This is a genomic window from Variovorax sp. UMC13 (genome assembly GCF_014170375.1).
GTDB lineage: Bacteria > Pseudomonadota > Gammaproteobacteria > Burkholderiales > Burkholderiaceae_C > Variovorax.
Genome location: NZ_LZZW01000012.1, coordinates 341,650 through 355,990, shown reverse-complemented (window position 1 = coordinate 355,990; position 14,341 = coordinate 341,650). Strand labels below are relative to the sequence as shown.

At 67.2% G+C, this 14,341-nt stretch carries 13 protein-coding genes; 3 read left to right on the top strand and 10 right to left on the bottom strand.

Annotated features, from left to right (window positions below):
- Nucleotides 1-732: 732 nt before the first annotated feature.
- The 7 genes from A9977_RS10170 to A9977_RS10140 all read right to left on the bottom strand — a co-directional run bounded on the left by A9977_RS10170 (nt 733) and on the right by A9977_RS10140 (nt 8,093).
- Nucleotides 733-2,601, bottom strand: a complete 1,869-nt coding sequence (locus tag A9977_RS10170; RefSeq protein ID WP_183024708.1) for a hypothetical protein — start codon at nt 2,599-2,601, stop codon at nt 733-735.
- Nucleotides 2,592-3,086: an ABC-three component system middle component 2 gene (locus A9977_RS10165; RefSeq protein WP_183024707.1), complete on the bottom strand. Its 495-nt coding sequence runs from the start codon at nt 3,084-3,086 to the stop codon at nt 2,592-2,594. Before A9977_RS10165 ends, A9977_RS10170 begins: the two co-directional genes overlap by 10 nt.
- Nucleotides 3,083-4,159 carry an ABC-three component system protein gene (locus A9977_RS10160; RefSeq protein ID WP_183024706.1) on the bottom strand — a complete coding sequence of 359 codons (1,077 nt, stop codon included), beginning with the start codon at nt 4,157-4,159 and terminating at the stop codon, nt 3,083-3,085. The genes A9977_RS10165 and A9977_RS10160 overlap by 4 nt, the downstream gene beginning before the upstream one ends.
- Before the next feature lie 322 nt (nt 4,160-4,481).
- Nucleotides 4,482-4,688 (bottom strand): hypothetical protein, encoded by a 207-nt coding sequence (locus A9977_RS10155; RefSeq protein WP_183024705.1) that lies wholly within the window; start codon nt 4,686-4,688, stop codon nt 4,482-4,484.
- A 121-nt stretch (nt 4,689-4,809) separates the two neighbouring features.
- Nucleotides 4,810-5,580 (bottom strand): RNA pseudouridine synthase, encoded by a 771-nt coding sequence (locus A9977_RS10150; RefSeq protein ID WP_183024704.1) that lies wholly within the window; start codon nt 5,578-5,580, stop codon nt 4,810-4,812.
- Entirely contained in the window at nt 5,577-7,232 is a 1,656-nt protein-coding gene (locus A9977_RS10145) for an MBL fold metallo-hydrolase (RefSeq protein WP_183024703.1), read from the bottom strand. The genes A9977_RS10150 and A9977_RS10145 overlap by 4 nt, the downstream gene beginning before the upstream one ends.
- A 66-nt stretch (nt 7,233-7,298) precedes the next feature.
- A complete protein-coding gene (locus A9977_RS10140; protein ID WP_183024702.1) occupies nt 7,299-8,093 on the bottom strand; it encodes a TorF family putative porin in 795 nt (264 codons plus the stop codon).
- A gap of 155 nt (nt 8,094-8,248) precedes the next feature.
- Between A9977_RS10140 and A9977_RS10135 the strand changes: the two genes are divergently transcribed.
- On the top strand, nt 8,249-9,226 hold the full coding sequence (locus tag A9977_RS10135; RefSeq protein ID WP_183024701.1) for a magnesium and cobalt transport protein CorA: 978 nt from the start codon (nt 8,249-8,251) through the stop codon (nt 9,224-9,226).
- A gap of 25 nt (nt 9,227-9,251) precedes the next feature.
- The gene (locus tag A9977_RS10130; protein ID WP_183024700.1) at nt 9,252-9,881 is read left to right on the top strand and encodes a LysE family translocator; all 630 of its coding nucleotides are present in this window, start codon (nt 9,252-9,254) and stop codon (nt 9,879-9,881) included.
- A gap of 26 nt (nt 9,882-9,907) precedes the next feature.
- On the opposite strand, the gene A9977_RS10125 is transcribed toward A9977_RS10130, so the two are convergent.
- On the bottom strand, nt 9,908-10,981 hold the full coding sequence (locus tag A9977_RS10125; RefSeq protein WP_183024699.1) for a hypothetical protein: 1,074 nt from the start codon (nt 10,979-10,981) through the stop codon (nt 9,908-9,910).
- A 233-nt stretch (nt 10,982-11,214) separates the two neighbouring features.
- Between A9977_RS10125 and A9977_RS10120 the strand changes: the two genes are divergently transcribed.
- Nucleotides 11,215-12,132, top strand: a complete 918-nt coding sequence (locus A9977_RS10120; RefSeq protein ID WP_183024698.1) for an NAD(P)-dependent oxidoreductase — start codon at nt 11,215-11,217, stop codon at nt 12,130-12,132.
- 7 nt (nt 12,133-12,139) lie between these two features.
- Here the strand turns inward: A9977_RS10120 and A9977_RS10115 are convergent, their stop codons facing one another.
- Together A9977_RS10115 and A9977_RS10110 are read right to left on the bottom strand one after the other, a co-directional pair.
- Entirely contained in the window at nt 12,140-13,126 is a 987-nt protein-coding gene (locus tag A9977_RS10115) for a tripartite tricarboxylate transporter substrate binding protein (protein ID WP_183024697.1), read from the bottom strand.
- A gap of 41 nt (nt 13,127-13,167) precedes the next feature.
- Complete coding sequence (locus A9977_RS10110) at nt 13,168-14,340, bottom strand: alpha-hydroxy acid oxidase (RefSeq protein ID WP_183024696.1); 1,173 nt, start codon at nt 14,338-14,340, stop codon at nt 13,168-13,170.
- Nucleotide 14,341 lies beyond the last annotated feature (1 nt).

The window sequence follows — 14,341 nt, the reverse complement described above, 5'->3', positions numbered from 1 at the left end:
GTTTGGGGGGCGGGTGGGTGTCGCGTGGGGGCTGCAGGGTGCGTTGTGCTGCTGAAGGCTGTGGCGACGATGCGCAGGGCCGCAGTAATTCCCTCGTTCGTAGTGCAAAGGGCGAGCGCGTAGCGGTGGTTTTTAATTTCGACGAGTAGGGCTGAGGCCACCTGGCTTACGAACTCGCGGTCTATCCATGGAGTCTCCATCCGCGCACGCCCGAAGGCGCATGGAGCGACAAAGCGGCAGGGGCAGTTGCGACACTTCATCGCAGTACGGCAGTTCTGGCAATTGGCGAGCACGCAGGGCGGGTTTCCGTTTGGGATTCCCAGGCCATGCCGACGGACTATTTGCGTCAGCAGGTGGAGATGCTGCCGAGGTGGGGGCAGTGGATTGCTGGTGTAACGCAGCAGTGCTTCCTAGACAAAGACCCGGCTGAGAGCTTGTGACCGGTGCGCGCTGTCGGGGTCAAGATCAGCGGCACCTAGGAAGGATGCTTGAGATCAACAACGGGCCTTTAGGGTACCGTAGCGGAACTTCTGCTTTGCAGCGGGTGCGGTCCGTCGATTCGTCGAACAGAGTCCGCAGAAGCAGCCATTCAAGCCCTTCCAAGAACTCCTTTGGGTCAGAAGCGCCGGGACCTCATCATCGCCTAAGAATCCTGTAGCCTCGACAGGCTTACGTCGTGGAATGGCGCGACCCCGTCAGCTGGCGGCGTAGAACGGGAACACGAGTGGCGCATTACGGAAGATCGTCGGATTCGGCCCCGGCGCTCGGCCCTGGCGGCGGCGCAATGATCGGCCTGGGCGGATAGAACCCTTGCCGTCCTCTGGTGTAGTCGTCGGTGAACTCGATAGCATTCAAGGCGCGTGCCGCGACTGGATCCACCGCTTCGTTTTCCAGAACGACGATTTGGCCGGGGCCTTGGAAGCGGGAAAGCCAGGCGTAGAAGCTCGTGTTCACCGTGGCCGTGGGGATCTCTCGGTCGTTGTCCGGCGTCTCTTTCTGGGCGTAGGCTTTCAGCGGCGAATCCAGCACGACGACGCCGAGATGAGGGTGGCCATTTTTCAGGGCATGCTGCATCAAGGCGATCGTCATGGCGGAGAGGAACAGTCCACGTTTGCCTGCGCCATAGCTTAGGCGTCGGCGGCCATCGATGAGCAGGTCACAAGCCTTCGGATCGACGTGCACAGACTGAATGGACGTGAATCCCCAGTCGTTGAGCATTTGGCGTGCGATCACTCCGACCTCGTCTCCGTGCTGTCCAACGTTGCGTACTAGGGCCGTCTGCTTCTGTTTCGTTGCCTCTTTGAGGCGTGCGATCTCGCCAGTTAGCCGAACGGTTTCATCAAAGGCGTCGATCAGCGATGAGAACCGTGTGTGGGACTCGGCGAGATCGCGCGGGTCTGAGTCGAACTCCAGCGAGGCGCTACGCAGCACCGCCGTCTCCTGCTCCTCCAATGCCTTCAGTGACGCCGTAAGCCGCTGCACATCAGTCTCGGCGGTAGCCAGGCGCGTCTGCTCTTGGGCTAGCGATGGCTGCAGTCCGCGACGGAGTACGCGGATCTTTTCCGCCTCGGCCGCGATCGCATCTCGGTACTTTGTCGGCGCCTTAGGCTTCAAATTGCCGGGGTCGACGTGCTGCTCAACTGGCGTGCCGCAGAGCGGGCACGGCGTCTCGGCCAAAGCCTGGAAGAACGCGATGCCTTCGTCCGTGGCTCCGAGGCGGGCAAGGTCGCTTGCATACTTCAGATCCAGTAGCGTAAAACGCTCCCGCATCGATGTGGCATTGGCAAGTCTTGTCGTTGCGGTAGTGAGAGCGTCTCCCTCCGCGAAGATCTGCTGCCGCAGTTCCCTTAGGACCGAAGAGCGCGCCTGGAGCTGCGTGGCGAACATATCCAGCCGCTCATCGACTTGCGCTAGGGCGGCAGCTGCGGATGCCCGATCTGTGTCCGCTGGAATCACGCCCCTTAGCCGCGCCAGTTCCGCCTCGGCCGCCGCCAATCGTCCCTTGGCCTGGTCTTTCTGGGAAGTGGTCTTGTAAAGCTCGACCGCGGAGTCATCAAGGCCGCTCAGGAACAGCGAGTACGAAGAGACGTGCTTGTCTGAGCCATGACCTTTGCCCTTCGTCGCGTCCTCGGAAATCATGCCGGGCTGGGAGAGCAGCGCCCAGTGTCGCAGGTCGTCACCAGTGACAGAGCCTTTTTCACTTCGGTTGCGAAGCACCTGCTTGCCTGCGGCGCCTGACAGCCTGACGAGCAACTCACCAAGATCCTGCTCGACCTCTTCGAGCGGATTCGGCGCACCGTCCGCCACCCAAAGATCGTCCAGCCGGACCAGAACGCGCGCTGCCCCGCCAGACATCGCCTTGCGAACGAGGTACTCATGCTCACCATGCAGGAAGGCGAGCTCTAACGAGTCGTATCCCTGCGCCTCCGGCGGGGGATCGAGCGTGGCGGTACCACCCAGTAGGAACCAGATGCACTTCCAGATGTGCGACTTGCCAGTGTCACTGGGGCCGCGGATGAGGGTGCGGCGACCGTCGAACACGACCTTGGCGGGCAATAGGCCCGGACCGTGCACCGACAAGTGCCTGAGCGTTATTGCCATTGGTGACCTCTCGCAGTGGCACCTTCAAATTCGGCACCCCACAGGTGGCCTTGCTGAGCGAATCTCTCGGTCATGTCTCTTGAGCTGAGGCTGGCGAAGGTGGCGGTTGCCCAGCGGCATCGGCCGTCTAGCTCACGCAAGTAAGGTGACGTCAGCGCGCCGACCATGCTTCTGGCGGTGTCACCAGCGAAGTAGGTGATGCCGGCCTCATCCATGGAAACGGCGACGAGCCCACGAGTGCTCATCAAGTACAGGCTTTGGGCGATGAGGTCGCGGCGACTCATGTACTCGCCACCGCGATAGGGGACCGGCGTGTGAAGGCTGGGTGGTCCACCGAGATCGTCGGAGTACACGATGGCGTAGTCGAGCAGAACCAGCTTTTGGAGGTCGGCGCCAGCCGGCTGCAAAGAATTGAGCAGGTACACCATCCGAACGCCCAATTCGAACGGCGAGTTGAAAGCGGCGAGGGGCTTGGAGTTTTTCATTTGACCCACTTCAGCCCATCTCTAATGACCAAGTGATGGCAGGTGCCGGGTAGGTCACCTCCGCGAAGCTGGGGCGATAGACGGCTCTCCTGGACCTTCAGGGTCGACGCTCGTTCTACCGCTGCGTCGACCCGTTCCATGCCCGTCTTGAGGCGAAATTGCGCGACCGTGGGGCGGATGCCCGCATGGACCATGTCCAGCAGCCGATCGAACTCCGGTTCGTTGGGGTAGATATCCCGGCTGAACCGTTGCAGGCCTTCCGCGCAGTAGAAGATCTGTCGATGCGAATCGAAGTGGTCTTCGTACTCGCTGCCCGGCAGGTCGGCCAGGGCGACAGGCGACGCTTTGTGCTCGGTGTAGACGCGCAAGAGCTCGTCGACATAGACGCCCTCGTGCGCCGCGGGCTGGGCAGGCATGGGATCGTCGTCGCCGCGCTCAGGCACGATACCGAACAGGTGGTAGTGGGCGGCTTTGTCGAGCGCATGCCAGGCCAGCAGGTCATGGACCGGGCACTCGATGAAGCGATCGAAATCGAAATCGTCGATGGCAGCCTGGACGTCGAGGGTCAGCTCGGCGGCTCTGCCTTTCATGCCGGTTTTTTCGTTCTTCCATGCATCGACAAACTTCACCTTGAAGGCAGCGCCCCCCGCAGCCATCGTGTTATGGAGTTCGTTGCCGACCGCATGCGGGCAGCAGAAATAGTAGAAATTCGGGCGGGGGTAGGTCTTCAAGGCCAACTGCTTGAAGAACTTTGCCATCTCCGGAAATGCGTCGCTCTGCGTCAGCCCCTGCCTGTAGTGCTTGGCCTGATACAGGTCCCAGCCATCCCGCACCAACGCTGGGCCATATCGCGCCTCGATGTCGCGGCCACCGTCGCCCGCCCCGCCCAGCCGCTTGATAGCGGAGTAGCGGGCGCCGCCTGAAAGAACTCGCTGGCGCGCGGCGGCCAGAATGAACTCTTCCCACTGATCAGGGTTCAGCAGGAGAACTTGCGACGATGGCTGGATGACGCCGCCCGCGGTGACGTGCTGGGTCTTCCTCGGCTTGCGGGTCGTGCCTGGTTTTGGTGGCATGGATTTGGACGTGTCTCTGGCGCGAGATTCTCGGTCATCCCGCAGGCACAGATTCTGCGGGGAAGCACGTAGTGCGGGCACCGTCCGCGGGCAATGGCTGCAGGCAAGCAGACAATCGCACCATGCAGGAATTACTGGTTCATGCCGAGGTGGCGACATCAACCATCACTCTCACGTGTTGCGGATGGGCGGTGGTGCGCAGCCGTGGGACTAGTTGTCCAGCACTTCGGTGCCGCAAAGCAGTCGCTGTTGAATTCCTGCAACCAGTCTGAAGCAGACATCTAGCATCTACAAGCTTTCGTGCCGTAGCTGCCCAAGCCGACTACCGCCAAACGTAATGCCCCTTCACCACCCGCCCATGCTCCCGATGCGCCTTGACCCAAATCTTCTTCTTCGCATGCGGCCGATGCGCCTGATGTGACGGGGCGCGCTTCATGTGCGGGCCGTTGCCGTGGTGGGCCGGGCCGGGCTGGGCGAAGGACAGGGAGGAAACGAGAATCGCCGCAGCGAACAATGCGATTTTTTTCATGGGGAACTCCAATCAAGAGAAGAGACGACGACCTGAGCTTAGAAGGGCTCTGTGAAAGCAGCCGTAGGTAGAAGAACGCTTTACGCAGCTTTACGGCCGACAGGGCGCGGCGGCCCCGCCCTCAAAACTTCTCGTGCGGCAGCAGATAGCGCCAGTTGCCCGGCGCCATGCCCGCCAGCGACACGCGCCCCACGCGCTGCCGCTTCATCGCCACGATGCGCAGGTCCACGCTGTCGCACATCTGCGCGATCTGCCCGGGCCAGGCGCCCTTCATCGCGAAGCGCAGGCCGGTCACGCCCTCGTTCTGGCGGTTGATGCTGACCTTGGCCGGCAGCATGGCGCGGCCGTCGATCACCGGCGACTGGTTGAGGCGGTGCAGCGCCTGCGGGCCGACCTCGCCCTGTACGTCGACCATCACCTCGTATTCCATCAGCGCGGCGTCCTCGACCAGCTTGCGTTCGATGCGCGGGTCCTGCGTGAAGACGATCAGGCCGCCGGCGCCGGTTTCCAGCGGCGTGAAGCAGCGCTGGTTCGTGAAATGGCGCTGCAGCGTCGGGCGCTGCGACACGTCGTGCTCGCAGCGCTGATCGGGCACCAGCAGGCGCGCGATCGGCGCGTCGAAGGCCATGCCGGGCAGCTTGTTGAGGAGCAGGGTCACGACCTGCACCGGCTCGGGTTTCGCGCCCTGGCTGATCTCGACGGTCTGCTCGGGCTTGACGCGGGCCTGCGGCACCTCGATGCGCTGGCCGTCGACGCGCACGGCGCCGTTCTCGATCAGCAACTCGGCCTCGCGGCGCGAGCAGCCGGCCTGCGCGGCGACGCGCTTGGCCAGGCGGATGCCTTCGTCGCTCTCGTCGTTCCTGGGGTCGTGGCGTGCGGGTGCGCGGTTCATGCCAGGCCCTTCTCGCGGATGCGTTCCACATGTGCGGCCAGCGATCGCGCGGCCACCGGCCACATGCGCTGCGGCACGTCGCCATACGCGACCGGCAGCCATTCCTCGGGCGTGCCCTGGGGCTGCGCGCGCATGGCGGCGAGGATGCGGGCCTCGCGCCGCAGGCGGTGCATCTTCAAATAGGCGATGGCGTCGCGCGCCGAGCCCAGCACGTAGCCGTGCGCGGGCAGGATGAAGTCGACGCCACCGGTGGCGCAGGCCTCGTCCAGGGTGTCGAGCGAATCGAGGTACGCGCCCATGTGGCCGTCCGGTGGGTCGACCACCGTGGTGCTGCCGTTGAGGATGTGGTCGCCGGAGAACAGCAGGCCGTCTTCCTCCAGCACCAGGCACAGGTGGTTGGCCGCGTGGCCGGGCGTGTGGATCACGCGCAGCGTGTGGGTGGTCTCGCGCGATGCGCCTTCCAGCACCAGGCGCTCGCCGTCGGCCAGGGCGCGGTCGGGCGTGAACTGCGCATTGGCGCGCGCGGTGGGCGCCGAAGGCAGGCCGAGGATCGGCGGCTTGGTCGATGTGCACAGCGCCTGCAGCGGCGCGGCGGCGGGTGAATGGTCGGCGTGCGAATGGGTGCAGACGATCATGCGGATGTCGCCGCCCGTGGCCGCGTGCAGCCGCGCGATGTGCGCCGCGTCGCGCGGGCCCGGGTCGACCACGATGTAGCCGGTGGCGGCGTCGCCCACGATGTAGCTGTTGGTGCCGGGGCCGGTCATGGCGCTGGGGTTGGGCGCGGTCAGGCGCTGCAGGTTGTGCAGCAGCCGCACCGGCGCCTCGCTCTGCCAGTCGAGCGCATGCACGATCTGGCCGTCGGGGCAGACCAGCGCGAGTTCGCCATACGGCGTGTCGCTTTCCATGAAGCGGGCTTCCTGGCCCTTGAGCAGGCCTGCGCGCGGGCAGCTGGTGAACAGCGGTTGTTCCTGTGCGCAGGCGGCCAGCACGGCGTCGACCGTGGCGTAGGCGGTGAAGCGTTCCAGCGTGCGCACGGTCGGGAACATCAACAGGAAGCCGCCGGCCTTGTGGCGCTCCAGTGCATCGGCCGGCCGCACCCACACGGGCTCGAACTGCTCGGTCTCGTCGGCCGTGGGCGTCTGCCCCTCGGGCACGCGCGCCACCAGGAAGGGCACGTCGAAACGCTTGGGCAGGTCGCGGTCGGTGATCCAGTGGGCGAAGGTGAAGACCTGGTCGGTCGCCAGCCGCAGGCCCTGCGCGGCGCATTGGGCGGCGAAGGGCTGGGTGCCGTCGGCGGTGCTGCGGTCCATGGCCGCGACCTCGGCGGCCTCGACCGGGCGGCCGTCGGCATGGCGTGCCAGCAGCACGCCCAGTTCCTCGAAGCACTCGCGCAGCGCGGCGATCGATTGGGTGAGCTGCAGGTCGCTCTGCGTGACGCGGCGTTCGGCCACGCCGTGGGCCTGGGCGTCGCCCGCGTCGATGCGGCCGCCGGGGAAGACGTAGGCACCGGCGCCGAAGCTGGCCTTGTCGGAGCGGCGCGTCATCAGCACCTCGATGCCGGCCGGCGTGTCGCGCAGCAGCAGCAGGGTGGCGGCGTCGCGCACGGGGGCGGCTTCGCGTGGGGGATATGTGAGTTGTGTGGGGCGGACCATGCGTCGATTATCGGCAGCATGGCCCCGGCCCGTCGGACACCTACTCGACGTGCCCCTATCGGCGCATCACAGGCTCTTGGCCAGCGTCAGCACCAGCCGCGGCCGGTTGGGCGACCAGCCGGCGTCGGGGCCGCTGGTCAGCGCATAGGCGCGCTCGTGGCTCGCGCCCTGCAGCGCGCCACCCAACGACACGCCGCCACCCAGGTCCAGGCTGGCGCCCAGGCTGTAATCGACGAAGCTGCGGTAGCCCAGGCGCCGGATGTCGCTGGCCATGCGGGTGTGGCCCAGCGCGGCCTTGAGCGTGACGCCCGCGCCGATCTCCTTGCTGTAGGCCAGGCTCAGGTAGCCGGTGTTGCGGCCCGACAGGCCCGAGCCCGCGGCGCTGCCCGCGTAGTTGAAGTAATCCTTCGACACCGTGTGCGCGTACTTGAGCGTCACGCTGCCCAGCGTCGCGTCGGTGTAGCTGGCGCCGGCGTACAGCTCGGTCGTGTTGCCCGCGTGGTTGCCGGGGTAGAGGTAGGTCAGTGCGCCGAGGTCGATGTCGAACACGTCGGCCTTGAACTTGTAGCCACCGTAGAGGTCGCTTTCGATGCTGTTGCCGGCCAGCCAGCCGACGCTGGCGTTCCAGTTGCCCACATACCAGCCGCTGTCGCCGAAGGCATGGTCGAAGCCGCCCTGCAGCGAGGGCTTGAGCGCGCGCGTCTTGGCGCCGCCGTCGTGGCCCAGCACGTCCTGGTCCTGGCCGCGAAACTTGTAGTCGCTGCTGAGCGCGATGTTGGCCGTGGTCTGGGCGTTGGCGAAGGCCGGCAGCACGGCGAGTGCGAGCAGGGCCAGGGTGGAGTGCGAGCTGGGGAAATACATGAAGAGAATGAGCTGGGAATGAGGAAGCGCGAGCGTAGGAGGCGGCGCGTAAAACCCGCGTAAAAAGGCAGGGCCCGGGCGTAAAAAGGCCCGCGCCGGGCGCCGGCCGGCGCGTGGCAAGATGCACGCGTCTCCATCGCTCCACGGTCTTTCGCATGCTCATCAATTGCGTTGTCTACGAAGACGGCTCCAAGCTCGCCGACATCCCCGTGAGCCGCATCGGCGAGTACCTCTCGCTGCCGCGCTGTTTCGTCTGGGTGGCGCTGCACGACGCCTCGCAGGAAGAACTGCTGGAACTGCAGCAGGCCTTCGACCTGCATCCGCTGGCCGTCGAGGACGCGCAGAACGGCCACCAGCGGCCCAAGGTCGAGGAGTACGGCGACTCGCTGTTCGTGGTGCTGCACCTGCTCGACGCCGACGCCGACGCGCCGCGCACCGCCATGGAGGTCGGCGAGCTCGACGTGTTCGTGGGCCGCAACTACGTGGTGTCGGTGCGCAACCGCAGCAGCCACGGTTTCGTCGAGGTGCGCGAGCGCTGCCAGCGCGAACCCGAACTGCTCAAGAACGGCCCGGGCTTCGTGCTTTATGCGCTGATGGACGCGGTGGTCGACCGTTACTTCCCGGCCATCGACGCTTTCGACGTCGAGCTCGAGGGCATCGAGGAGCGCATCTTCACGCAGGGTGGGGCGCGCGAGAACATCCAGGGCCTCTACGGCCTCAAGCAGCGTCTCACGGTGCTCAAGCACGCGGTCGCACCGCTGCTCGAAGGCGCCAACAAGCTGCACGGCGGCCGGGTGCCGCAGATCTGCGTGGGCACGCAGGAATACTTCCGCGACGTGCTCGACCACCTCAACCGCATCAACGGCTCGATCGACGCGATGCGCGACACCATCGGCATCGCCATCCAGGCCAACCTGTCGATGGTCACCATCGCCGATGGCGAGGTCACCAAGCGGCTCGCCGCCTGGGCCGCGATTTTCGCGGTGTGCACCGCCTTCGTCGGCATCTGGGGCATGAACTTCGAGCAGATGCCCGAGCTGAAATGGCGCTACGGCTATGCGATGGCGCTGGGCCTGATCGTCAGCATCTGCGGCTACCTCTACTACCGCTTCCGCCGGGCCGGCTGGGTCTGAGCGCGCGCCCCTTCCGGAGAAAACCATGTTCCCCCTCGACCTGCTGCTGACCTACGTGGCCGCCTGCCTGATCGTCGTGATCGCGCCTGGCCCCGACAACATCCTCGCGATCAGCCGCGGCCTGAGCCAGGGCCGCACCGCGGCCTGCCTGTCGGCCACCGGTGCCGGCCTCGGGATCATGGTGCATGCGCTGGCCGCGGCGCTGGGCCTGTCGCTGCTGATCCAGGCTTCGCCCGTGGCCTTCTGGGTGGTCAAGGCGGTGGGTGGGGTGTATTTGCTGTGGCTGGGCTGGAAGGCGCTGGCCTCGCGCAACCTGATCTCCTTCGAACCCAGCGCGCACCAGTCGTTGCGCAAGGTGTTCTTCACCGGCCTGCTGTCGAACGTGCTCAATCCCAAACCGGGCCTGTTCGTGCTGGCCTTCCTGCCGCAGTTCGTGAGCGCGAGCCGCGGCCCGGTGGCGGTGCAGATGCTGGTCTACGGCGCAATCTTCGCGCTGCTCACGGCCGTGATCTTCTCCGTGCTGGGCAGCTGCGCCTCCACGCTCTCGGCCTGGCTGCGGCGCCACCCGCGCTTCGGCATCGGCCTCAACGTGGGCGCGGGCCTGACCTTCATCGCGTCGGGGCTGTCGGTGCTGGCGCTCAAGCAGCGCGCCTGAGGGGCGCTGCTTGAGGCCATGGCCGCCTAGTCGAGCAGGTTGATCTGCAGGTAGCCGGCGGTGGTGGAGGGCGCCGCACCGCCGACGAGCACGAGGAGCTTCGTGTTGTAGATGGCGAAGTAGCCGGCGCCTGGTGCGGCGTTGGAAATGTCGCGCATGCCGAGCGGTCCCGTGGTCCCCAAGCCCCCGAAGAAGTTCGTGGACGTAGACGTGCTGCCGTTGGCGGCTATCACGTTGCGCGTGTTGCCCGTGGCGCTGAGGGTGACCTTGCCCCACGAGCCACCGGTCGACGCCCCGTAACCGGTGGCGGCGTTCCACACCGGGGTGTCCTGCACGCCGATCCGCATCAGGTAGCGCCCGGCGATCGCGATGGAGGCACCGCCCGAGAGGTAGACGTTCTGGTTGCCGATGCGCGCGACCGAGAAGCGGCTGGTGTCGTTGGGGTTCGCGTCGTTGACCATGCGCCAGGTGCCGGCCACATCGGTGGGCGCGACGGTGTAAGTCAGGAGCACGTTGGCCGGGCAATTGGCGATGCTGAAGATCTGCATGCTGTTGCAGAGCTTGAACACCGTGCCGCCTGCGGACAGCGACGTCTGCGTGATCGCCGAGCCGTCGCCGGCCGCTTCACGGCTGATGCCAAACAGGTTGTAGGTGCCGTCGAGTTCTGCCGCGGCCGTGATCAGCTTGCGCGCCGCGATGAAGGGCTTGACCACGTAGGTGGGGGTGGCCGCCAGTGGCTCGACAAAGGGGAAAGCGCCGACCACCGCGTCGGTCGTGACCCGGAAGCGCGACACGTTGGCTGTCGACGGCGCCCGGTCGCTCTTGAAGAAGTAGCTGCCGGCTTCGGACGCATCCGTGCCGAAGGTGTTGGAGACCGGGTGGCTGCCGTCCTGGTCGGTGAAGGTGTAGCGGTTCTGGTCGAAGTCCAGGCTCAGCTGGTACTGCAGCCCGTTGCTCGCATAGACGCGGTAGCTGCCGTTGCGCGCGTCGGCGGCCGGGGTGGTGGGCGCCGAAGGTGTCGCAGCGCCACCACCGCCACCGCCACACCCTGTCAAACCTGCCAGTGCAGCCACGCAGGCCAATGAAAACAGAATCCTCATGCTCTTCCTTGTGTTGTTATCGCTGGCGCGGCGAGATGCCGCGCCGCCCGAGGAAGATACATGTTGTTTCATGTGCGGGCAATGCGGGTCTGCGTCGTGTTGAATACCTTGGTGACACCCGAGGCACCACGCTCGCAGTCGCATGAGTTTTTGTCACCCGCAGCGCGAACTTTTCTGGTTTGCCGCGTGCCTTTGCGTTGCCTAGACTGCGGGCCGACTCCACAAGGCATCGCATGACTTCGCACTCACCTTCCGCCCGACCGCGCCTGGGCTTCATCGGCCTGGGCCTCCTGGGCTCGGCCATGGCGCAGCGCCTGCTCGAACAGGGCTGGGCGCTCACGGTCTGGAACCTCGAGCCCGGGCGCATGGCGCCGCTGGTCGCGGCCGGCGCGGTCGCGGCGCCGAACCCGGCCGGCGTGGCCGCGGCCAGCGACATCGTGGTGCTGTGCGTGCTCGACGGGCCGGCGGTGCAGGCCTGCGTCTTTGGCGACAGCGGCATCGCGACGGCCGGCCCGGCGGCGGGCAAGCTGCTGCTCGACCACTCCACCATCACGCCCGACGCCACGCGCGCCATGGCCGCCCGGCTGGCGGCCGAGACCGGCATGGGCTGGGTCGATGCGCCGGTGTCGGGCGGGCCGGTGCAGGCACGCGACGGCACGCTCACGCTCATGACCGGCGGCAGCGAGGCCGACATCGCGCATGCCCGGCCCGTGCTCGCGGACCTTGCGGCCAACTGCACCCGCATGGGCCCGGTGGGCGCGGGCCAGGCCGCCAAGACCATCAACCAGGCCATCGTCGGCACCGGCTACGTGCTGATGGCCGAGGCGCTGGTGCTGGCCGAGGCCGCCGGCATCGCGGCCGCCGACCTGCCGCGCTGCCTCGCGGGCGGGCTGGCCGACAGCGGCCTGCTGCAGAAGGTCTACCCGCAGATGCAGGCGCGCGATTTCGCGCAGCCGCGCGGCTATGCGCGGCAGCTGCTCAAGGACATGCGCGCGGTGCAGGCGCTGTCGTCACAGCTGCAGCTGGACCTGCCGCTGGTCGCGGCCGCCACCGCCCGCTACGCGGACTACGTGGGCCGCGGCAACCAGACGGCCGACTCGGCCTCCGTCGTGCGCCTCTACGACGAGGAAGCCGGCCGCGGCGCCGGGTAGGGCGCGCCTATTTCTGCAGCAGCACCACCCGGCTCAGGATGTCCTTGATGTAGGCGCTCTCCTGGGCCATGCGGGCCTCGAAGGCCGCGCTGTCCAGGTCGGTGTCGACGGTGAAGTTCAGCCGCTCCATGTCGGCGCGCAGCGAGGGCTCCTTCATGGTCTTGGCGGTGGCGGCCTTGAGCACCGCGTTCACTTCGGGCGGCGTGCCCTTGGGCACGGCCAGGCCGCGCCAGGTGCCGAGCTCGAGGTCGATGCCGCGCTCCTTGAGCGTGGGCACGGTCTCGAAGCCCTTCACGCGCCGGTCGGCCATCACGCCCAGCGCGCGCAGCTTGCCGGCGGCGATGTGGACCGCGACCTCGGGCGTGCTGACCGTCACCGCGTCCACATGGCCGCCCAGCAGCGCGAGCACGGCCGGCGCGCCGCCCGCGTAGGGGATGTAGTTGAAGCTGGCGCCGGTGCGGTCGGCCAGCGCGGCCGCCGCCAGGTGCCACATCGAACCCTGGCCGGCGTTGCCCACGCGCACGTTGGCGTCGGGCTTCTTCGCCGCGGCGACGAACTGCTCCAGCGTGGTCCAGGGCGCGTCGGCGCGCACCACCACCACGGCCGGATCGGCGTTGAGGCGGGCGATGGGTGTCAGGTCGTTCCAGCCGAACTTGGCCAGCCCGATCTGGTTCAGGAAGGTGACCTCGACGGTGGTCAGCGCCAGCCGGTAGCCGTCGGGCTTGGCGTTGATCACGTCGTTCCAGCCGATCACGCCGGCCGCGCCGGGCTTGTTGACCACCACGATGGGCTGCGGCAGGTGCTTCACCGCCGCGGCGGCGAAGCCGCGCGCCATCACGTCAGCCCCGCCGCCGGCCTGGTAGGGCACCACCAGTTCGATCGGGCGCACCGGATAGTCCGCGGCCTGCGCGGCGCCGGTGGCCAGCAGGCCGCCGAGGGCGAGCGACAGCGCGAGCAGGGCGCGCGGGGAACGGAAGGAAGCGAGGGTCGGCATGGTGTCTCCAGGGTTGGCGGAAAGGCGAGCGTGCGTTGCGCTCAGAACATCGGAAAACCGGGTGAGGGTGCGGGCTCGTCGAGCAGGATGCTCCGGTCCACCGTGCGCACGTCGGTGCGCCCGCAGAAGGCCATCGTCAGGTCCAGCTCCTTGTGGATCAGCTGCAGCGCGCGGGTCACGCCCGCCTCGCCCATCGCGCCCAGGCCGTAGAGCATGGCGCGGCCGATGAAGGTGCCCTTGGCGCCCAGGGCCAGCGCCTTGAGCACATCCTGGCCCGAGCGGATGCCGCCGTCCATGTGCACCTCGATGCGGTGGCCCACGGCCTCGGCGATGCGCGGCAGCGCGCGTATCGACGAGGGCGCACCGTCGAGCTGGCGTCCGCCGTGGTTCGACACGATCAGCGCGTCGGCGCCGCTGTCGGCCGCGAGCTTCGCGTCGTCCACGTCCTGGATGCCCTTGAGGATCAGCTTGCCCGGCCACTGCTTGCGGATCCAGGCCACGTCCTGCCAGTTGAGCGTGGGGTCGTACTGCTGCGCGGTCCAGTCGGCCAGCGAGCTCATGGTCTCCACGCCCTCGACATGGCCGACGATGTTGCCGAAGCTGCGGCGCTTGGTGCCCAGCATGCCCGCGCACCAGCGCGGCTTGCTCGCCATGTTCAGCAGGTTGGGCAAGGTGAGCCGCGGCGGCGCCGAGAGGCCGTTGCGCAGGTCCTTGTGGCGCTGGCCGCTGATCTGCAGGTCGAGCGTGAGCACCAGCGCCGTGCAGTTGGCCGCATGGGCGCGCGCCATCAGCCGCTCGACGAAGGCGCGGTCGCGCATCACGTAGAGCTGGAACCAGAAGGGATGGCCGTCGGTGGCCTCGGCCACGTCCTCGATCGAGCAGATGCTCACGGTCGACAGCGTGAACGGGATGCCGAAGGCCTTGGCCGCGCGCGCCGCGAGGATCTCGCCGTCGGCATGCTGCATGCCGGTCAGGCCGGTGGGCGCGATGGCCACCGGCATCGCCACGTCCTGCCCGAGCATCTGCGTGCGCGTGCTGCGCGCGCCGATGTCCACCGCCACCCGCTGGCGCAGCAGGATGCGCTGGAAGTCGGCCTCGTTGGCGCGGTAGGTGCTCTCGGTCCAGGAGCCGGCGTCGGCGTACTCGTAGAACATGCGCGGCACGCGCTTCTTCGCGAGCACGCGCAGGTCTTCGATGTTGGTGATCAGGGTCATG